The organism is Mycobacterium sp. ITM-2016-00318, from assembly GCF_002968285.2.
Lineage (GTDB): Bacteria > Actinomycetota > Actinomycetes > Mycobacteriales > Mycobacteriaceae > Mycobacterium.
In genome coordinates this window covers 688,222-707,698 of record NZ_CP134400.1, presented here as the reverse complement: position 1 = coordinate 707,698, position 19,477 = coordinate 688,222, and the positions used below count along the sequence as shown (strand labels likewise).

Annotated in this window: 20 protein-coding genes and 2 tRNA genes; 9 read left to right on the top strand and 13 right to left on the bottom strand. The window is 65.0% G+C overall.

The window, feature by feature from the left end; translation table 11 throughout:
* Positions 1-91: 91 nt before the first annotated feature.
* Both C6A82_RS03470 and C6A82_RS26900 read left to right on the top strand, forming a co-directional pair.
* Positions 92-493 (top strand): patatin-like phospholipase family protein, encoded by a 402-nt coding sequence (locus C6A82_RS03470; protein WP_311101660.1) that lies wholly within the window; start codon positions 92-94, stop codon positions 491-493.
* On the top strand, positions 382-678 hold the full coding sequence (locus C6A82_RS26900; protein WP_396836772.1) for a patatin-like phospholipase family protein: 297 nt from the start codon (positions 382-384) through the stop codon (positions 676-678). Before C6A82_RS03470 ends, C6A82_RS26900 begins: the two co-directional genes overlap by 112 nt.
* 35 nt (positions 679-713) lie before the next feature.
* On the opposite strand, the gene C6A82_RS03465 is transcribed toward C6A82_RS26900, so the two are convergent.
* The 4 genes from C6A82_RS03465 to C6A82_RS03450 all read right to left on the bottom strand — a co-directional run bounded on the left by C6A82_RS03465 (position 714) and on the right by C6A82_RS03450 (position 4,205).
* Positions 714-808 (bottom strand) — tRNA-Tyr (locus tag C6A82_RS03465).
* A 242-nt stretch (positions 809-1,050) separates the two neighbouring features.
* Complete coding sequence (locus tag C6A82_RS03460) at positions 1,051-2,793, bottom strand: DUF3556 domain-containing protein (RefSeq protein WP_105341788.1); 1,743 nt, start codon at positions 2,791-2,793, stop codon at positions 1,051-1,053.
* Between the two features lie 501 nt (positions 2,794-3,294).
* Positions 3,295-3,537 carry a hypothetical protein gene (locus tag C6A82_RS03455; RefSeq protein WP_105342736.1) on the bottom strand — a complete coding sequence of 81 codons (243 nt, stop codon included), beginning with the start codon at positions 3,535-3,537 and terminating at the stop codon, positions 3,295-3,297.
* Positions 3,538-3,707: 170 nt separating this feature from the next.
* Positions 3,708-4,205, bottom strand: coding sequence for a DUF4383 domain-containing protein (locus C6A82_RS03450; RefSeq protein WP_396836771.1), 498 nt, complete (start codon positions 4,203-4,205; stop codon positions 3,708-3,710).
* Between the two features lie 969 nt (positions 4,206-5,174).
* Here C6A82_RS03450 and C6A82_RS03445 point away from each other — a divergent pair.
* On the top strand, positions 5,175-5,486 hold the full coding sequence (locus C6A82_RS03445) for a hypothetical protein (RefSeq protein WP_142405886.1): 312 nt from the start codon (positions 5,175-5,177) through the stop codon (positions 5,484-5,486).
* Positions 5,487-6,663: 1,177 nt separating this feature from the next.
* On the top strand, positions 6,664-7,440 hold the full coding sequence (locus C6A82_RS03440; protein ID WP_105342729.1) for an ANTAR domain-containing response regulator: 777 nt from the start codon (positions 6,664-6,666) through the stop codon (positions 7,438-7,440).
* Positions 7,441-7,766: 326 nt separating this feature from the next.
* On the opposite strand, the gene C6A82_RS03435 is transcribed toward C6A82_RS03440, so the two are convergent.
* Entirely contained in the window at positions 7,767-8,315 is a 549-nt protein-coding gene (locus C6A82_RS03435; RefSeq protein ID WP_105342727.1) for a hypothetical protein, read from the bottom strand.
* A 302-nt stretch (positions 8,316-8,617) separates the two neighbouring features.
* Between C6A82_RS03435 and C6A82_RS03430 the strand changes: the two genes are divergently transcribed.
* Together C6A82_RS03430 and C6A82_RS03425 are read left to right on the top strand one after the other, a co-directional pair.
* A complete protein-coding gene (locus C6A82_RS03430; RefSeq protein WP_255419217.1) occupies positions 8,618-8,743 on the top strand; it encodes a hypothetical protein in 126 nt (41 codons plus the stop codon).
* A gap of 247 nt (positions 8,744-8,990) precedes the next feature.
* The gene (locus C6A82_RS03425; RefSeq protein ID WP_105342725.1) at positions 8,991-11,201 is read left to right on the top strand and encodes an acyltransferase family protein; all 2,211 of its coding nucleotides are present in this window, start codon (positions 8,991-8,993) and stop codon (positions 11,199-11,201) included.
* A 96-nt stretch (positions 11,202-11,297) separates the two neighbouring features.
* Here C6A82_RS03425 and C6A82_RS03420 read toward each other — a convergent pair whose 3' ends face one another.
* Entirely contained in the window at positions 11,298-11,525 is a 228-nt protein-coding gene (locus tag C6A82_RS03420) for a hypothetical protein (protein ID WP_311101657.1), read from the bottom strand.
* A 550-nt stretch (positions 11,526-12,075) separates the two neighbouring features.
* A tRNA-Tyr gene (locus tag C6A82_RS03415) sits at positions 12,076-12,158 on the bottom strand.
* 149 nt (positions 12,159-12,307) lie between these two features.
* On the opposite strand from C6A82_RS03415, the gene C6A82_RS03410 reads away from it, so the two are divergent.
* Positions 12,308-12,799 carry a YajQ family cyclic di-GMP-binding protein gene (locus C6A82_RS03410; RefSeq protein ID WP_311101655.1) on the top strand — a complete coding sequence of 164 codons (492 nt, stop codon included), beginning with the start codon at positions 12,308-12,310 and terminating at the stop codon, positions 12,797-12,799.
* Here C6A82_RS03410 and C6A82_RS03405 read toward each other — a convergent pair.
* The 3 genes from C6A82_RS03405 to C6A82_RS03395 all read right to left on the bottom strand — a co-directional run bounded on the left by C6A82_RS03405 (position 12,790) and on the right by C6A82_RS03395 (position 14,398).
* Positions 12,790-13,209 (bottom strand): hypothetical protein, encoded by a 420-nt coding sequence (locus C6A82_RS03405; protein WP_158261574.1) that lies wholly within the window; start codon positions 13,207-13,209, stop codon positions 12,790-12,792. The genes C6A82_RS03410 and C6A82_RS03405 overlap by 10 nt on opposite strands.
* A 125-nt stretch (positions 13,210-13,334) precedes the next feature.
* Positions 13,335-13,817, bottom strand: a complete 483-nt coding sequence (locus C6A82_RS03400; protein WP_311101654.1) for a hypothetical protein — start codon at positions 13,815-13,817, stop codon at positions 13,335-13,337.
* Positions 13,818-14,086: 269 nt separating this feature from the next.
* Positions 14,087-14,398 carry a WXG100 family type VII secretion target gene (locus C6A82_RS03395; RefSeq protein WP_158261577.1) on the bottom strand — a complete coding sequence of 104 codons (312 nt, stop codon included), beginning with the start codon at positions 14,396-14,398 and terminating at the stop codon, positions 14,087-14,089.
* A 153-nt stretch (positions 14,399-14,551) separates the two neighbouring features.
* Here C6A82_RS03395 and C6A82_RS03390 point away from each other — a divergent pair, with 153 nt between their 5' ends.
* Positions 14,552-15,577, top strand: coding sequence for an NAD(P)H-dependent glycerol-3-phosphate dehydrogenase (locus C6A82_RS03390; protein WP_105341518.1), 1,026 nt, complete (start codon positions 14,552-14,554; stop codon positions 15,575-15,577).
* Between the two features lies 1 nt (position 15,578).
* On the opposite strand, the gene C6A82_RS03385 is transcribed toward C6A82_RS03390, so the two are convergent.
* The 3 genes from C6A82_RS03385 to grcC1 form a co-directional block, all read right to left on the bottom strand.
* Complete coding sequence (locus C6A82_RS03385) at positions 15,579-16,112, bottom strand: hypothetical protein (RefSeq protein WP_105341520.1); 534 nt, start codon at positions 16,110-16,112, stop codon at positions 15,579-15,581.
* An 80-nt stretch (positions 16,113-16,192) separates the two neighbouring features.
* Positions 16,193-17,071 carry a zinc metalloprotease HtpX gene (gene htpX, locus C6A82_RS03380; RefSeq protein ID WP_105341521.1) on the bottom strand — a complete coding sequence of 293 codons (879 nt, stop codon included), beginning with the start codon at positions 17,069-17,071 and terminating at the stop codon, positions 16,193-16,195.
* A gap of 83 nt (positions 17,072-17,154) precedes the next feature.
* The gene (grcC1, locus tag C6A82_RS03375) at positions 17,155-18,162 is read right to left on the bottom strand and encodes a nonaprenyl/(2E,6E)-farnesyl/geranylgeranyl diphosphat synthase (RefSeq protein ID WP_311101651.1); all 1,008 of its coding nucleotides are present in this window, start codon (positions 18,160-18,162) and stop codon (positions 17,155-17,157) included.
* Between the two features lie 21 nt (positions 18,163-18,183).
* Here grcC1 and menJ point away from each other — a divergent pair, with 21 nt between their 5' ends.
* Positions 18,184-19,440 (top strand): menaquinone reductase, encoded by a 1,257-nt coding sequence (gene menJ, locus C6A82_RS03370; protein WP_311101650.1) that lies wholly within the window; start codon positions 18,184-18,186, stop codon positions 19,438-19,440.
* Positions 19,441-19,477 lie beyond the last annotated feature (37 nt).

Below are 19,477 nucleotides of genomic sequence, written 5' to 3'. Positions count from 1 at the left end.
TTGGGCTGCCGGTGTAGGAGCCCTTGGCCGCACCGCTAGCACTCGCCGGACCGCGTCACCTGCGGTTCTGCGGGTATAGCTATTCAATGACATGCATCGCGCTCGTGCTAGGCGGAGGGGTGTCCTCGGCGCTGCTGAAGCCGGGATGGCACGCACATTGCTGGAGGCGGGAATTCGTCCCGACCTCGTGTGCGGCACCTCGGTCGGCGCGATCAACGGCGCAGTTGTCGCAGCAGATCCGACACCCGGAGGCGCGCGTCGATTGTTGGCGATATGGGACGCGCTTGCCCAGGAGGGGTCCTTGGCGGGTCGCTCATCCGGCGGGCCGCCGAAGTCATGCGCCGCAGGACGGCACTACACAGCAATAGCGAACTTCGCCGGATGTTGTGTGACCGATTGCCCGCGCAAACTTTCGAGCTCGCGGTGCCGTTCGAGTGCGTCGCGGCCAGCATCGAAAGTGCCCAAGGGCACTGGTTCAGCACAGGAAACTTGATCGAGCCAATTCTCGCGTCGTGTGCGTTGCCGGGGATCGTCCCACCGGTGTGCATCGGTGGCGAGCATTTCTTCGACGGTGGGCTGGTGAACAGCATTGCTCGATCGGGCGGTGCCCACGGTGCCGATACCGTATTTGTCTCGCAAGTCGGCCCGGGGCGACCACGCCCGCCGACAGATTTATGAACTCGCCGCATCGCTCACCGGCGGGCAAGCATATATGGGTGGCAGGTGCAGGATTCGAGCCTGCGTAGGCGTAAGCCGACGGATTTACAGTCCATCCCGGCCGTTTGCGGCCGGTTTCGGCTAACCGACGTCAATGCTGATAGAGGGTTCGGATCGACAGCGAGGGCCCTTGTGTCACAACGTAATCGACGCAATGTGGCTGACTAACGTTGACTATCGGTTGAGTTGCGGAGGTTTGCGGTAGACCAGCGTAAACCCCTGGCTGCTGGGACGGCGCTGGGATGTGATTCGCCGCTTCAGCTAACGTCGCTGCTCCATTGCGGAGGCGGTATCCGCACTATCGGGCTGGCCCCTGGGACCTCAACGCCTGCTCTAGGGCTTGGTGCTCGGGTGCACCGGGAAGTCATCGGCGTCCTCGGGCCAGGGCTGGCGTGTGAGCAGGTCATGAACATCGACGTACCCTTCGTCGATGAGCCCGGTTTTGGCGTCGATGATCCGGTAGTACTGCCGTTGTTTGTGGATCGGCTGACCTTCTAGAATCACTACGCGGACTTCGCCCGCATCGAAGTTGCAGCGGCGCTGTAATGCAGCGATGAGTTGTTCGTTGTGCAGGTGGCCCTCACCGAAATTCCATCCCAGCACCGGTCCTGCGATGTATTCGCCGTCACGAATAACGTAGTCGGCTTCGTTATCGACCGCGCGTGACACCAGCGCGTTGAGGGCACGGCCGTGGGAGTGCATGGCACGCCAGCTCATCAGCTTGTCGAGCATGGCCTCGGCGGTCGCTGGGTCGTAGAGCTTGGCAAGCTGCCGGTTGCCCAGTGCCGATACCTTTTTGACATTTGCCTCGATCTTGTCTTCGGCGCTGCGACGCAAGCACCAGGCGCTCGTCGCCCAATTGCCGGCGTAGTAGCGCATCGCGGGCAGGAACGAAATCTGTTGAGGGAAAAGGTTTCCCAGGATCGGGATGACCGCAAGTGCGACGACTAGGATGGCCAGCAACAGCGGGGAGTTGAGGTCGTACACCGTGATGGAGCCGTGGTATCCGAAAAGGTAGAACAGCGAGAAGATGAAGAAGATGTTCCACTCCAACGGCACGCCCATCGGAATGGTGGAAATGATGTTGAGGTGGAAGATCACCATAAATCCGATGAGCAACCAAGCCCAGGGGCGACCGTCGGCAACGAAGACCAAGACAGCCGGGACGACGAACTCTGCGGTCGTCCCGCCAACGTGAGCCATCATCTTCGGCAGCCAAGATGGGCGCAGGTCGTTGACGGGGTCGAGGTACAGCCGGCGCTTGAACCAGTTGAACGCCTTGCCGCGTAGCAGCGGGCTGTTGCTCATCATGACCGCCACGACGTAGGGGAAGTGGTGGTTGAGCTTGGAGGTGGCTGCGCCCCACCACAGCGCCAGCAGGATGATTTTGTAGGCCGCGATCTGGTCGGTGAACGGGAAGAAGAACACGAACAGTGTGAGACCGTAGTGCTCGGCGCGGGCAGCTAGGAAGATCGTCTTGTCGCGCAGTCCCAGCAGCGCTAGCGCCGCGATGAGCGGCACAACGAGCATGGGGTTCAACAGGCCGACGTCACCGGCGGCGGTGGCGGGCCCGCCTCGGCCGGGTGAGAGGAGCGCGAGGACGCCCGAGACGAGCACGACCACGTAAAGTGCGACATCGACGATCGTGCGCGTGTCTCCGCCGGTGAACGGGACCTTCCCGGGCCAGGGCGCCAGCCGGACGGTTCCCGGCCGGAGCCAGTACAGGAATCCGCCGAAGGGCGGGGAGAACCTGAGGGTGAGAGGGCCTGACCCGCAGCCCAGTCCGAGGATTTCGAACAACAACGTGAAGACGACGACCTTTTGGTAGACGATCGGCTCGGTCCACCACGAGGCGATGTGTGAAAAGCCGCCCAGACCCGGCGTCAAGGAGATGACAGCCGCCGCACCGGCAACGTATGTGGCCATTTTGACGAGGTAGAGCAGGTAGACCGCCGACGGTGTGCCGAAGCCGTGCTCGGTCCAGTGCCGGGTCATGGTCTGCAGCCGCTGCCGACGCGGCAGCTGCGACCAGGTTTCCTTGTCGATGTCGGGAAGCGTCGGTGTGGTGAATCCCATGGTGCTGCGATCCTTCTAGAGAGTGGTAATGACACGGCACCCAAGCCCGGTCGTCGGATTGCCGAACGTCACGAATCCAAACGACCTCCGGAAGTACACCTGCCCACCGCGCTGGCCTTCGCCAAACCCAAATCACATCGCCTTCGGATCCCGGCCAGCGACACCTCTCCACTAGGAAGAAGCTGCCGGAGTCGTAGTCGTAGTAGTAGTAGTAGTAGTAGTAGTAGTACCGGATCGACCCGATCACGCCGTCGAGGGCGTCGACGGGCTCACCGTCGGGGGCGCAAGGATAGACAGGGTCCCCGCAATGCTTGTCTAGGTCTATCGGGCTGCCACTTGTCTTGCGCGATTGTCAGGCCCCGGCGGAGGAGCTTCACAGGCGGCCGCGGCAGTGACGTCACGGTCGGTCACGCCATACGCGACCAGTCCCCACGCGCCCAGGTTGCGGTTGTCGGGTTGTCGGCGGCGGCAAGGAGCTCTTCCGTGGCCGCATTCACCTCGTCATCGGAACCGGCCATTCTCTTGCGCGATGGCCAACAATGCCTTTGCGTGGACATTAGTGGCCGGGCGGCGCGCGATGACGGTGAGGCACCACTCAACCCAGCGGTCCGTCTGTCCGATCGCCGCATACGGGCTGCCGATCCCGTCTTCGGCGTCCTTGCTAACTTCGTCGAAGCGTCCGCTGGTGACGGCCTCCTGGGCCGCTTCGGCGTAACCGACGGCATCGTCGACCCTTCCGGCCAAGAATGTGCGAGTGATACACCCTTGGCGAACCGCTAGGACCGTCGCGACCCGGTTGCAGGTGAAACAATGTTCTAACCGTGTGCGTTTACTCGCCCGCCTTTCCGACGGTCTGAGGCGATTCGGATAGGACGGCAGCGTGGAGGTAACACTAAGGCGCGGATGCGCGGTCTTTACCGGCCAGTACGCGGGGTGCTGCGGGTGTCCACGCCGCGCTCCAGCCTTGGGCGCCGGGACAGCAGTACGCCGAGCAGGACCATGCCGACGCCCAGCCCGAAGTGCAGCCAGTTGTCGGCGTTGTTCACCGGGACGAAGTTAATCGGCTTCTCGAAGTCAATGAGCAGACCGTAAAGCCACAGCAGCAGGTAGATGACACCGCCGCCGAGGAGGAAGCCGCGCGCCGCGGACCAGGTGCGGGCCAGCAGCAGACCGCCCAACCCGAACGCCAAGTGCACCAAGTTGTGAAGTATCGACACTTCGAAGATCCCCAGCAGCTTTGCGCCGGATTCGTGCCCGGCGAACGTCATGCTGTCGTAGTCCGTAGTGATGCCGGGGATGAATCCAAGGATACCGACCAGCAGGAACACCGCTCCAACCGCGAGAGCGGCCTTTTGCACATCGGTCGGGAACCGCGACATCGCACCCGGCCGGCCCGGATTACTGGTTGCCATCGTTGTTCCTTTCCTCAGAGCACCAGGGCGGACCTTGATTTACCCGGTGCCGGGACAACGAAACCACGCCCGCCGATCTTGGCGTCGCCTCAACCGGATCCATCAAAAACCACGACGTTCAAGCCGCGACTTGGAGGCGTTTCGCCGCAGGCCCGTCGGGTACGCGCTGCCCAGGGCTCTGGCATGTCCAAGGAGCAGCTTGGACCGTCGATGGCGCTTGATGACCAAGCCTTCGAACCTACGCCCGAATGGTCACCCGCCTCGGGACGAATCAAGTCCTCGTCGGCCACGTCCGCCTGCCTCGGCCACGGACGGCGGCGGACAAACACCTGGCAGTAATACTGTCGTTAGGACGTGTGTTTAATTTTCGTGTGGTCGGAGATTGGAGTGGTCGCCCAGGCCATAAGCCACCCGGCCTCGGCTAGCGCATCGATGAGATACGCCGGGCTGATCCGGCGACGGGGGACATAGATTAAGTCGATTGCGCCTAACGTGGCGGCGCATCCCATTCCGATCCGTCTCGCCTGGCGCACACTTGGTGGGTCGGCGGTGCTGGCTAACTGCGCTGCCCCAATCGACCCCATAAGTCCTGCCACGGTATAGACCAGCCAGCGGTCAACTTTTGGCCCCAGCACGGCCTCGAAACTCCGCATATGCACTAACGGCCAGAGTCCGCCGAGAACGTTGAACGCCCCGTGCAGCCGCGCAACCCTCACTGCCCTAGACGGTGCCACCTCGCAACGATACGACTTCGTGAGTTTCACCGGTGATTTTGATCGTAGCCAAAGACGTCTGTGAATCCGTGAAGAAGCCGCTGGCGGGCGCGGCGGTGGACACCACGAGCTGATCAGCAGGGCATGTCTGGCCTGCCGGCGGAGATGAGGTTTGCTCTGCTGCGCGATGGGCATGCGAAGGAGGAGAATTAAAGGGGATGAGGAAGACGAGCTCTTGCCCAAGCTGCAGGCAGCCGTGACGACCAACAAACTGGTGTCGATGGGCCGAACGTGGGGACTGGTCCGACGTATCGCGCCTACCCGCCCGCATCCGGTGGTCGCTCGTCGGCCACCTGGCAACGTCGCTGCGGCACTCCCGCTGACCATCATTGACCGGGGCCGCGACCGACTCGACCAGGCAACGCGGCGGACCAGTGGCCGAGTCGCCGCCCTTGGCCGCAAGCTCAGCGGCGCACTCGGACGGGCAGCCGGTGCCATCGAGCACGTCCCGCCGCTTACGCGCGGGGAACACCGCAGCACCAACTTCCCGCGAGCGGGCAGCCGTTAACGCGACGGATCGACGAACGATCTTTGCAGGGTGCGAATCGAAGCCACGTCCGTCTCACCTACGAAGTCGCCCCGCTAAATGATTTGAGCGTTTTCGCTTCAGCCGTTCTTCGTGAGCTGCCAGACGAAAGTTCGGTTTGCGCGGGCATCCGTAAGGACAAGGGAGCTGTTGGTCAGTGTGGTGGTGCATTGTGCCCCACTGGAAGTGACCCTGGGGCGCGCGACCGCAAGCAGGCATTCGAGCGGCCCCCGCGGACCTCAAATCGGTGGGTTGGCGTAGGCGGAGGCGGGCTGGGCTCGCAGCGGCCATTCTGCATCGGCCCGGGTCATTCCTCGGAGTGGCCGGGGCCACCCTTCTGGGCTCTCGCTGCGGCGCCTGCGGCTGTATCGGCGTCTCGCCCGGCGCGGTGCCAAGCTGCGGCGGCTTCGTAATTCGCCGCGTCGCCGCCTTCGAGATCTGCAGCCCTCGCGTCGTGCTTGCGAGCGGCTGCATCGTGCGCTGCTGCCGCGCTCTCGTATGCTTCGGCGCTGCGCTCGGCCGCTCGACGGACATCAGCCTGTGTCGGAGGTTGCCCATCGGCGAGTTGCTCAAGCCTCCGGGCGATTTGTTCGCCTCGCCGCTTACGCCGAGATATTGAGTCCATGCACTTAGAAGCTACGCCGGTAGGCGCGCCGATTCGACGTTGAAGGCTCGCGAAGTATTTCTATGGATAATCGCTTCTCGGGTACCGCTCGGCCCGCCGCCTGTCCCCTCCGGCGGCGGGCTGAATTTCGTTTGCCGCAGCTCAGGTCGGGTAAAGGGCGCCTAGGTCGTGGTGGAGAAAGCCGGCTTCCACGATGACTTAGGTCCCGCTGGTTCAGCAACATGAGCCAGCGGGACCGTCTATGAAGTCCGGGCGTCTCGTTGGTTGGGCGTAAAACTAGATGCGGTGGGTAGTATCGGTTCCATCAACGGGTCTAGCCGGATGGCGTTGAACATTTCCGTTGTTAGATGACCCAGGTGCCTTCCCTCAGCGTTGAAACGCACAGCGTCGGCCTGGACTCACCGGTTCGCCGTCAACGTTTCGGTTCTCGCGCTGTCAGCGGATCACACAGCCGTGAGAGGTTGCCGCCGCTGGGCTCAATGCATTTCTGGTAGCGAAGCGTGGGCAACTGAACGACCCGAAAGCCGACCTTCAATGCCACACGACGACACCCTCTCCCCCACCCCCAAGTCGGCGGACTCCTCCGACCCACTGGCCCGGCTCCTCACCACCGCTCAGGCGATTGACGATCTACGAAACCTCTTCGCCGCCGAAGAACCCCTCGACAATGTCGCGGGGCGGGTCGCCGAAACTGCGCTCGCCGCGATCCCGCATGCAGACATCATCAGCATTTCGGTGCTGTCGTGGCCTGACTCCCGCACCGCGGCCTGTACCGATGAAGAGGCGCTGCAACTCGATACCGAACAGTACGAGTCAGGCCGAGGGCCCTGCTTAGAGGCTGCGTTGCAGCGCACGCCGCTGCGAGCGGTCATCGACGAAGAACATCAACGGTGGCCGGAATTCGTGGAGGCCGCGCAACGAGCAGGGATCCGCGCAAGTTTGTCGGTTCCCCTGCTCATCGACGGTGTGGATAGCGAGCAAGAACTCGTCGGCTCGCTCAACATCTACAGCCACACCACGTCCGCATTCGATCCCTACGACGCCGAACTCATGCGGCTGTACAGCGTGGCCGCCGGCCAAGCGATCAGCAACTCCAGCCGTTGGCAGAAATCCCGAGAAGCCGTCACCCAGCTCGAGACCGCACTCCTCTCTCGCTCTGACATCGACATGGCTAAAGGCGCTCTCATTGCCTTGCATGGCTGTGACCCAGATGCAGCGTTCGCTGAACTAAGAGACGAATCGCAAAGGCGCAACATCAAACTGCGCGACGTCGCCCGCGAAATGCTCAACCGAATGCAAGAGAAGACCTAACTTCAGCGAGCGACGCGTCGTCCTGCTTGTCGGTGACTACCGCTACAGTTCGGCGAATCTCTGGCGGCTGGTGTTCTGTGAGCCAGCCAGCTCCAACTGTCGCCGGTGCGGACTGCGCTGCTGGTGTTGACGGGAAAGGGCGCCGCCGTTCGCTTCACTCTTGGACACAGCGGGCGTGCGCGTAGATCAGCGCCACGTCGGCGATCAAGAACCGAAGCTGTTTTCATCATCGGGGTCGTCGCCAGCGCGATTAGCGCACCAGCAATAAGTGCCTGCCGGAATGCGGTCGAGGCACCCCGCCCATAACCCCACCATTCAGCAGACTCCTAGGGCCGCAGCCGTTGAACTAGGCCTTTTGTCACCTCTTCGGGCCGGTACTGCTCTGATGCGTACGCTCCGATGGCGGCAAGACCTCCGGTGAGTGCGGGCACCGCCCATTGGAGAACCGTGAGCTGTATCTGCGCTTTGGCGACCTCTGGTGGTGTGGCCGCATTCGGCGTGGTGCCGTCTGAAGCCGGAACAGCGTGATCTTCGGCGACCTTTTTGCCGAGCACGCGGCTGTACGCTGTCACACCCAACGCCGCGGCGGTTAGGACCGTCTTGGTGATTGCCATTGTGGGCACGCCCTTCTGCGCTGCCGTCCGACCGAGGTCGTGCTTGAGCAGGCCGGCGGCGCCGATCAGGTGAACGCCGATTGCGGCCGCGTTCACCGGTGTCCACCGGTTCCATCCCTCGTTCGCGACCGCACCGACTCGCGACGAGTAACCACCGGCGGAGGCGGCGGGATTGAGCGCGACGGCGTTGGCGAGCGTCCCGCCGAACCAGGCAGCGAGGCCGAGATCGTGCATCTGGTGAAACAAAGTGGCGCGGGCCATGAGGACTCCTAGCAGTAGGCCGAGAGAACTCACGACATACCCAGCGGTGCGGATGTGAAACGACATGTTTTTGAGTCCCGCTTAAACGGTTCCGATCCCCAGAACCCGGTGCTCAATCACTTGCGAGCGCGAAGGCGGTTGTTAGAGCGAGTTCTTCTGGGGTAGTGCGCGGCATCCGCTGTGGAGTGGCGGTCCGTTGAAACTTCGCTGCCGTGGCGGGAACAGCCCGTTCGCGGCGGCTTGCGCCTGCTCACCGGCCCCGGTCATCGCCAGTGCGGCGACCAGCATTGTCGGGTGAGTGTATGGGTGTCGCAGCCGCGTGCGCGGTGGGCGCTGCACCCGACGTTTCGTTCGGGCTGGCCGATGGCCGAGTACACAGCGCCGAGCGCGCCCTCGATGCCGAACTGCACCTCGCCGCGGATTTCTAGCTCGGCACAACTAGCCGAAGTTGTTCTTGGTGCTTCTGCCCGACCTGTATCCACAGCCGGCCCGCTACAACACTGACCCACCGCGCAGCGATCTCTCAAGGCACTCGATGGCGCAAGTGAAGTCGCACCCCGTGGTCGGCATGACGCCCCGCTGCAAAGACCACCATCTGAGGAGTCTCGTAGAGCCAAGCCCCCGCTGGGCGGGGTATAGCGGCGCCGGCAGCCCGACATGAGATGATGCGGCGCAGTGACAACTGCCGCGCCCGGGGGGCGTCTCGACAACAGCTGCAGTCCTACCGGGGAATCGCGCGTTGCGAATACCGCCGGGCAGCGGCGCACGTCTGCAGGAACGACGTTTCGTGCCGACATCGAAGGCCTGCGCGCGGTGGCCGTGTTGGCCGTTGTGCTGTTCCACGCCGGTGTGCCGGGCATCGGGGGCGGCTACGTCGGCGTCGACGTGTTTTTCGTGATCTCCGGTTTCTTGATCACCGGGATGCTCTGGCGGGAGGCCTCGCGCACCGGCACGGTCACGCTCGCACGGTTCTTTGCGGCCCGGGCCCGCCGATTACTGCCCGCCGCGACGATCGTCGGAGTTGTGACTGCGGTTACCGCGGCAGCTGTGCTTCCTCCGTTGCAGGTGCGGGCAGTGTTGGGCGACGCCGTCGCCAGCGCGCTTTATGTCGGCAATTATCGGTTTGCGTTACATGGCACCGATTACCTGGCCGACGATGCGGCGCCGTCGCCTTTTCAGCACTACTGGTCACTTGGTGTGGAGGAGCAGTTTTATCTGCTGTGGCCGGCGTTGATCATCGGTACGGCCTGGTGTATTCGTCGTCGCGCAGCAGCTGGAGGTCGGTGGTCCGGGGCGTCGATGCGGCCTTACGCCGCGGTTCTCGCCGCCCTTGCCGTCGCCTCCGTCGTGCTGTCACTGGTGTGGACGCACACCATGCCGCCGTGGGCGTTCTTCTCGCTACCGTCCCGGGCGTGGGAACTGGCGCTCGGCGGCCTGATAGCTCTGTCGGCGCCAGCCTGGAAACGGTTGTCCGCAATCGCGGTGGTCATTGCCGGATGGGGCGGGCTCGCGGTCCTCGTCGCCAGTTGCATTGAGCTCAGCGGGAGGACTCCCTATCCGGGAACGGCCGCGCTGCTGCCGGTCCTCGGCACCGCGCTCATCATCGGTGCTGGGTGCGCGTCATCCGAGCGGGGTGCAGGCCGGGCCCTGGGACACCGTCCGCTGCGGGCGATCGGTCGGCTGTCGTATTCGTGGTACCTATGGCATTGGCCGGTGCTGGTGCTCGCACCGGCGGTGGTGGGACACCCTCTCGGGTTGTTCGAACGGGTGGCGTTGGCCGCGATCTCGGCCGCGCTGGCCGCCGTCACACTGGTACTGATCGAGAACCCGGCCCGGTTCGCCCAACCGCTGCGCCAGTCCGTGACGCGCAGTCTGCTGCTCGGGGCGACTGCGACCGCGGCTGCCGTCTGCGTGGCCCTTACACTGTTAGCTGTTCGCCCGGTTCCCGTCGGCGAGGGAGCGGCCGCCGCGACTATCACGCTGTCGGGGCCCACGGCCGGCATAAAGTCGCCATCCATCAATCCGCGCGACGCCGCCCTGGCGGGGTGGACAGCACAGATCCAAGGGGCTGTAGCCGCCTCAGCCGGCCCGAAAGCAGTGCCATCGAACCTCTCGCCGACGCTCGACGACGCTCCCGGTGACAAGCCAGATGTCTTCCTCAACGGCTGCGTCCGCTCGTGGGAAGAGGTCGGCCAGGACGACTGCGCCTCGGGCGAACCCTCCTCACCGACGACGGTGGCGCTGGTCGGCGACTCCCACGCCGCGATGTGGGAGCCGGCGTTCACTCAGGTCGCCGAACAGCGGCACTGGCGGCTTGAGACGCTTGGCAAGGTGACGTGCCCACTACAGGACCTGCCCATCACCAGTCCCTACCTCGGCCGCGAATACACCGAATGCGAGCAGTGGCGCGGCGAGATCATGTCGCGGCTGCACGCTGAACACCCCGCGCTCATCGTGCTGAGCATGTCGCGCCGCTACGGAGCCGACTTCTCCTTCACCGCCTACGACCCTGCCTGGATGAACACCCTGACCCAGCTGGTCGCGGCACTGCGAGCAACCGGCGCCGCAGTGCTAGTTCTCGGGCCCGTCCCCGATCCGCAATCGAGCGTCCCCACATGCCTGTCGGAACACCTCGACGACACTTCCGCCTGCTCGCCGCAGCTACAGTCGGCTGTCAACCGCGATGGCATCGCCAACGAACGCACCGTGGTCAGCGCCGCCGGCGGCGAATACGCCGACCTGACCGACCTCTTCTGCACGCAGCACCGCTGCCCGGCCATCGTCGGCAACACGCTCGTCTACCGCGACGACAACCACGTCACTACCGAGTACGCGCGGCTGCTCACACCGGTGATAGCGGCGCTAGCCGACCACGCCCTCGGTTGACCGACCAAACGAAACTCGCCGGCCCATGTCGTCTCCGCCGACTTGTTCTCCGAGCCGATCGGCCAGGTCGCGGTGGCCGCCGGCGGGGACCGACGTCTAGTTCTTGCGCGGAGAACCCGCGCAGTCGTCGAACACCTTGCGCGCAATGGCTGCCAGCGACGCGGGCTCGTTGAGCCACGCTTCGGCGACCGCATCGATGGCGTCAAGCACATCGGGATGCAAGCCAGAGCATGACGAGCACCGCTGTCCATCGGTGAGCGCACGGACGAGCACCGCGTCGAATGTTCGGCGCTCCTCCTCGGGAGTCAGGGCCTTGTCGAGCATGATCTCCAATAGTGCGCCGACAGCAAGTGCCAATGCAACAGCTCAACGCACATGCGTCGACGGGCCAGCGATCAAAACTCCAGCACATCGTTGCGGGTCATCGCCAGCGAACGAGTCGAATCGCTAGACAACTGAGGATCCGTGCGGGCAGCCCTGCAAACCATCCGTGCCGATGAGAACGCTTGACAACGACGTCCCTGTCACGCCAGGCACTAACTGGATCGGACCGACACAACCCGACGGCGTCGAAGCCACAACTGGATCCAGACCATGCCCGGCGAAGGCTGGTTCGTGGGACCCCGCCTCTAGAGCCGCACTCGACGGGTTCTTCGAAAAGACGTGGCGACCATCCGAGGTTGAAGCGGTCTGAAACGGAGAGAGGCATACTCGTTCCGCTCGAATGGCCGTTTACAGGTCTAGGCCGTTGTCACGGTAGCCAACGCCGCGAGGACGTCTTGTTGCGCGGAGGGCTGGGATAACGCTGGGAGGAAGCGCCTTTGCTCTTGCGTTCGCAAAACCTAGCATGCCTAAATCTCATGTCTGACCTGAGTGGCAGGTGCAGGATTCGAACCTGCGTAGGCGTAAGCCGACGGATTTACAGTCCGCTCCCATTGGCCGCTCGGGCAACCTGCCTTTGTGCGCCTAGCAGGGTACAACGAGCGAGCGTTGGCGGCGAAATCGACGTTTTGCAGGCGTCTACTCGGGCTTTCCCTGCGAAATGTCGGTTTGGGCGGCGTGGGATAGTACTAACCGAGTCAGCACGAGAAGGAGGACCGAATCCAATGGCGGATTCTAGCTTCGACGTCGTCAGCAAGGTCGACCGCCAGGAGGTCGACAACGCCCTCAACCAGGCCGCCAAGGAGCTCTCTACCCGCTACGACTTCCGCGGCACCGACACTTCGATCGCATGGCAGGGCGAGGAGGCGATCACGATCACCTCGTCCACCGAGGAGCGGGTCAAGGCCGCCGTCGACGTGTTCAAGGAAAAGCTCATCCGTCGCGACATCTCGATGAAGGCGTTCGACGCAGGCGAGCCGCAGGCCTCCGGCAAGACCTACAAGGTCACCGGCGGCATCAAGCAGGGCATCGACAGCGACAACGCCAAGAAGATCACCAAGCTGATCCGCGACGACGGCCCCAAGGGCGTCAAGGCGCAGATCCAGGGCGACGAGATCCGCGTCAGCTCCAAGAAACGCGACGACCTTCAGACCGTGATCGCGCTGCTCAAGCAGGCAGACCTCGACGTCGCGCTGCAGTTCGTCAACTATCGCTGAGTCAGCTGATCGGTGATGTCGACGGCGCTGTCGTCGCGGTGGTCGTTGGTGTTGCGGCACTCGCCTGACAACCGGACCTTGCCGAGCTCGCCGTAGACGGCGCCGCCGTCACTGATGGCGGCCCGCACCTCGTTCGTGTGCAGAAGCGTCCCGAACGACCGGTCCCCTTCCACCGGACCGTCCATCCAGCCGTGCGACACCATCATCTTCACGATCTGCTTGATGTAGCGGTCTTCGGCGACGCCCTCGGGGAACGCGAACAGCAGTTCCACCTCGCCGTAATACAGCGCTTCGTTCTGGCCGCCGCACGCCACCCAGCCGAAGGTCCCGGTGACGTCCTGCAAATGGTTGAGGATCACGAACTCCCTGGCCGGCAGGATCACCTGATGCATCGAAGCGGGGTCGGGCATGGGCAGGATTGTGGGCTTCGAAGGATCGGCCTTCGGCGCCTCGGACGCCGTCGAGAAACAACCCACCGCCACGACGGCGACGCCGGCCAGCGCGCATGCCATCTTGGTCCAGCGATTTCGAGTGACTATCGCGCAACCACCTGATCGGTCACGTTGACGCTGGCGGCGTCGCGATGGTCGTCCATGTTGCGGCACTCGCCGAAGATGTGGACGTAGCCGTCTTCCTTGGCGACCGGGTTCTGGCCGATGACCGCGAACACGGTGTCGGTGTGGATGACGGTGCCGAACGGGTTCTTGCCCGGCGGCGGGCCGTCGTACCATCCGTTGCCTCGGGTCACCATCGTCTGGGCCAGCTGCTGGAAATACTTCTTCGGCTCGATGTCGTCGGGGATCCGGAAGCCCATATCGACCCTGCCGCGGTACGGCGGCTCGCCCTGGTCGTTGCACACCTCATAGTCGAAGCCGGCGCTCACATCCTGCAGCGCGGCCACAGCCACGATCGTCGCGGCGGGCTCGACCACCTGCTTCATCGTGTCGGCGTCCGACAGTGTCTGCACCGGAGCGAGTGGCGGTCGCGCCGACGACGTCTCCTTTTCGTGAGGCAACATCGAGCATCCTCCTAGCGCGACGGCGACCCCCAGGATCGCCATGCTCAACTGAATCCGGTTAGAACGCATGGTCTTTGGTCACTGACTCCGAGGGCCGATCGGCTTCGGGATCGATGTAGGCAGGCGAACCCGGTATGTCGAAGCCTACGTCGGGCAAGGCGACCTTTCCGCCGAAGGGCCCGTCCAGTCGGGAAATCGCGGAAGGCCGTTGGCGGTGTCGGTGGAGAGCTGCGCCCGAGTGCGGGCGGCCTCGTCAACGACACGGGGCGCTACAGGGTTGTCGGGTCCAGCGACTCCACCTGGACGCGGTTGTTCTCCTCAGTCCTCGCGTAGGCCGCCGCTGCGCTCGACAGTGCGTCGGCCTGAGAGGTCAGCACCCGGTGCAGCTCGGCCGTCGCGGTCCGCAACCGCTGGGTCCTGCCGTCGATCGACCGCGCCGAGCGGCCCGCGAGGCCGGATTGCGCATCATCGGCCGTCGCCGCCGTGGATCGATGACCGTCCCGCAACGCATCGGCGGAGTCGCGGATACGCCCGGCCAGATGCGCCAACTCCTGCGGATCGACCTTGATCGGTTGAGGCACGGGGAGCCTTTCTGCCAGCTGGCGATTGACGCTACCAGCGGTCAGAAGGGGTCTTCCGCACCGATTTGCGCGCCCTGGCTAACCTCGCGGACAGCTGCGGCGCAGTTTCTCAACTGCCAGTGAAACGGCATGCGTCGGCAATACGCTGATGCCATGGCACCTGCTCAACGCGAACCCAGAGTCGTCGTACTCGGTGGAGGCTCCTGGGGCACCACCGTGGCTTCCATCTGCGCCAGGCGCGGACCGACGCTGCAGTGGGTGCGCTCGGAGGAAACCGCCAACGACATCAACGATAAACACCGGAACACCAAGTACCTCGGCGACGAGGTGGCGCTGTCCCCCACCCTGCAGGCCACCACCGACTTCTCCGAGGCCGCTGAGTCCGCTGACGTCATCGTGATGGGTGTGCCGTCGCACGGCTTCCGCGCTGTGCTGGAGCAGCTTGCCAAGGAACTGCGGCCGTGGGTGCCGGTGGTGTCGCTGGTGAAGGGTCTCGAGCAGGGCACGAACTACCGGATGAGCGAGATCGTCGACGAGGTGCTGCCGGGGCATCCGGCGGGCATTCTGGCCGGGCCGAACATCGCCCGCGAGGTCGCCGAGGGATACGCCGCGGCTGCGGTGCTCGCGATGCCGGACCAGCACCTGGCCGCCAACCTCGCAAACCTGTTCCGCACTCAGCGATTCCGGACCTACACCACCGACGACGTCGTCGGTGTCGAGATGGCGGGGGCGTTGAAGAACGTCTACGCGATCGCCGTCGGCATGGGCTACTCCCTCAATATCGGTGAGAACACCCGCGCGATGGTGATCGCCCGCGCGTTGCGGGAGATGTCGAAGCTCGGTGAGGCGATGGGCGGGCACCGCGACACGTTCGCAGGCCTTGCGGGCATGGGGGATCTGATCGTGACATGTACGTCGCAGCGCAGCCGCAACCGGCACGTCGGCGAGCAGCTCGGTGCGGGTAAGTCGATCGACGAGATCATTTCGGCGATGAACCAGGTCGCCGAGGGCGTCAAAGCGGCCAGCGTCATCATGGAATTCGCCGACAAGTACGGCATCTCGATGCCGATCGCGCGCGAGGTCGACGGTGTGGTCAACCACGGCTCAACCGTCGAGCAGGCCTATCGCGGCCTCGCCGCCGAAAAGCCCGGCCACGAGGTGCACGGGTCGGGCTTCTGAGCTAGTTGAAGTAGGGGTTGGTTCCCTCGGGCCGGTCGACGAGTGGGTTGACCTCGCCCACAATCCATGTCGCGCCGGGGCTGATCACGAAGCCTGCCTGGTTCTTGCTGTCTACGCACGATGTGACGGCGCCGTCTGTGCCACAGCTCAAGGTCTTGTAGCTCACCCGCGAGCCAGTCGGCAGCGGCTTGATCTCGCCTGCGACGGCGAACGGGTTTCCGCCCGCGTTCGCGAAGCCGGGCGCCTGCGCGATCCGCCCGCTGACCAGGTTCGCCCCTTCGGGAGCGCCGGGCAACGCGCCGAAGCACCCATATCCGCCGTTGCGCTGGATCATGCACGACAACCCGTCGGGTGTGGTGAATGCGTACGCCGTGTCACCGAGCACCGAGTAGTCCGACGGCTTGACCGGTGCCCATCCATTCACGTTGGGCGGCGGCGGAGGTGGCGGCGGCTCATTCGGGTCTGCGGCGGCGACAGCAGGCGCGCCGACGACGGCCATGGCCATAGCGCCCAACACGATGGTTCTGCTCAGCATCGGAACAGCCTAAGTGAGGATGCGATTTCGGCGCGCGCAGTCACCCTGACCGTGACCAAACGCGCCGAATCCGCAAGTTGTCAGTACTGGCCCGGCCCGCGGCCCGCCATCTCCTCGAGCCTGCGGATCCGGTCCTCGATCGGCGGGTGGGTAGAGAACAGCTTGCCGATCTTCTCGCCTGCGCGGAACGGGCTGGCGATCATCAGGTGCGCCTGGTCGGCCAGCAGCGGCTCGGGCGGCAGCGGCGCTTGCTGCACACCGCCGCTGATCTTGCGCAGCGCCGACGCCAGTGCAAGTGGGTCGCCCGTCAACTCGGCGCCGGACTGATCGGCCTGATACTCCCGCGAGCGCGACACCGCCATCCTGATGACCGCCGCGGCGATCGGACCGAGCATTGAAACAAGAAGGATGGCAAAAGGATTCGTGCCGCCGTCGCGGTTGCCACCGAACATGCTCGCGAAGAACGCAAGGTTGGCCAACGCGGTGATCACCGACGCCATCGCGCCCGCCACACACGAGATGAGGATGTCGCGGTTGTAGACGTGCGACAGTTCGTGGCCCAGCACCGCGCGCAGTTCGCGCTCGTTGAGAATCTGCAGAATGCCGGTGGTGCAGCATACGGCGGCGTTACGCGGGTTGCGGCCCGTCGCGAATGCGTTCGGGTTGGCGGTGTCGCTGATGTAGAGCCGCGGCATCGGCTGATGCGCGGTGGTGGCCAGCTCGCGCACCACTCTGTACATGAACGGCACCTGCACTTCGGTGACCGGCTGCGCGTGCATGGCCCGCAGCGCCAGCTTGTCGCTGTTGAAGTAGACGTAGACGTTCATGCCGATCGCGAACAGCACGGCCAGGAACATGATGTTCCTGCCGAACATTGCACCGACGGCAACGATCAGCCCCGAGAACAGTGCCAGCAGGAAGAAAGTCTTGGCCGTGTTGGCACCTGAATGCCAGCTCATCAACGTCCTCCTGAAAGTTTCCCTCCACGCGTGCGCGGGAAGGTCTTCGCCTCCACAACGCTCGACGAGCCATCGGAGGTTCCTCAGCCGTGGCGGTTGACCGTGTAGTCCACCAGCGAGGCCAACGCCTGCCTGCCGGGACTGTCCGGCAGACTGGCCAGCTCGTCGCGGGCTTCCCTGGCGTAGCGCGCGACCGTTTCCTTGGCCGCAACCATGCCCGGCGACCTACGCAGGAGGCTCAGCGCCTCGGCCAGCTCATCGTCGTCTTCCACGGGACCTGCCAGCAGTTCACGCAGCCGATCGGCGTCCGGACCGGTTTCGCGCAGCGCGTACAGCACCGGAAGCGTGTGCACGCCCTCGCGGAGGTCCGTGCCGGGCACCTTGCCCGACTCGTCGGGATCGCTGTCGATGTCGATGATGTCGTCGGAGATCTGGAACACGGTGCCGACGATCCCGCCGAGCCGGCTCAGCCGTTCGATCTGCTCCTCGTCGGCGCCGGAGAAGGTGCCGCCGAACCGGCCGGACGCCGCGATCAGGCACGCCGTCTTCTCGTAGACGACCTTCAGGTAGTGCTCGACGGAGTCGACATGGTCGGCGGCGCCGCGCGTCTCGCGCATCTGGCCGGTGACCAGCTGGGCGAACGTCTCGGCGATGACCCGCACCGCGTCGGGGCCGAGACGGGACACCAGCCGCGAAGCCGTCGCGAACAGGTAATCGCCCGCCAGGATCGCGATGTTGTTGCTCCACCTGGCGTTGGCGCTGGGTGCACCGCGGCGCACCTGCGCCTCGTCCATCACGTCGTCGTGGTACAGCGTGGCCAGGTGCACCAGCTCGATGACCGCACCCGCGACGGTGACCTGCCAGTTGTCGGGCTCGGGACCGAGCTGCGCGGACAGCACGGTGAACAGTGGGCGGAACCTCTTGCCGCCGGCCTGGAACAGGTGCTGCACCGCCTCGGCCATCAGCTCATCGGCTTTGCCCAGCTCAGTGGACATCAGGTCTTCGATGCGGGCCACGCCTTCGCGGACATCCTGCGCGAACGCGGGATCGCCGAAGTCCACTCCCGCCACCACGCTCGCCGGTGTCCTCACCCTGCCAACATACTGGGAAGCATGGGCACACCGGCGGGCAGGAGCGGAGCGACTCGGGGATCTGCGCAGGCTGACGTGGTCGTGGTCGGCGCCGGGCCTGCGGGGTCGGCCGCAGCCGCATGGGCCGCCCGCAGCGGCCGCGACGTGCTGGTGATCGACTCCGCCCAGTTCCCGCGCGACAAGGCGTGCGGCGACGGGCTCACTCCCCGGGCCATCGCCGAGATGCAACTGCTCGGCCTCGGGCCGTGGCTCGACGGGCGCATCGCGCACCACGGTCTGCGGATGTCGGGGTTCGGCGCCGACGTCGAGATCCCGTGGCCGGGTCCGTCGTTCCCGGTCACCAGCAGCGCGGTACCGCGCACCGAGCTCGACGACCGCATCCGGATGGTCGCAGTCGATGACGGCGCAAAGATGATGCTGGGCGCCAAAGCCGCTGAGGTGCGCCATGATTCGTCGGGTCGTGTCGCTTCGGTACTGCTGGATACCGGCGCCGAGGTCGGGTGCGAGCACCTGATCGTCGCCGACGGCGCACGCTCGACGCTCGGTCGCGTGCTGGGCCGCGAGTGGCACAAGGAGACGGTGTACGGCGTGGCGATCCGCGGATACATCGCGACGCCGCGCGCCGGCGAACCGTGGATCACGTCGCATCTGGAACTGCGCTCGCCCGACGGCGAGGTACTGCCGGGCTATGGCTGGATCTTCCCGCTGGGCACTGGCGAGGTGAACATCGGCGTCGGCGCACTGGCGACGTCGAAGCGGCCCGCCGACGCCGCGCTGCGGCCGCTGATGTCGTACTACACGTCACTGAGGCGTAAGGAATGGGGCTTCGAAGGCGAGCCCCGGCTGGGGCTCTCGGCGCTGCTGCCGATGGGCGGCGCGGTGTCGGGCGTGGCCGGCCCGAATTGGATGCTGATCGGCGACGCCGCGGCCTGCGTGAACCCGCTCAACGGCGAGGGCATCGACTACGGGCTGGAGACCGGCAGGCTGGCCGCGGAGATGCTGGGCTCGGGTGACCTGACGTCGGCGTGGCCGTCTGTTCTACAGCAGCACTATGCGCGCGGGTTCTCGGTCGCGCGCAGGCTCGGGCTGCTGCTGACGATTCCGCGTTTCCTGCCGGCCACGGGTCCGATCGCGATGCGGTCGAAGTTCGTCATGAACATCGCCGTGCGGGTGATGGCCAACCTCGTCACCGACGAGGACGCGGACTGGATCGCACGCATTTGGCGGCGTGCGGGTGCGGGCTCACGGCGCCTGGACCATCGCCCCCCGTTCAGCTGATGTCTCCTGTGCAGGCGAGCGGGTCTGGGGCGGTCTA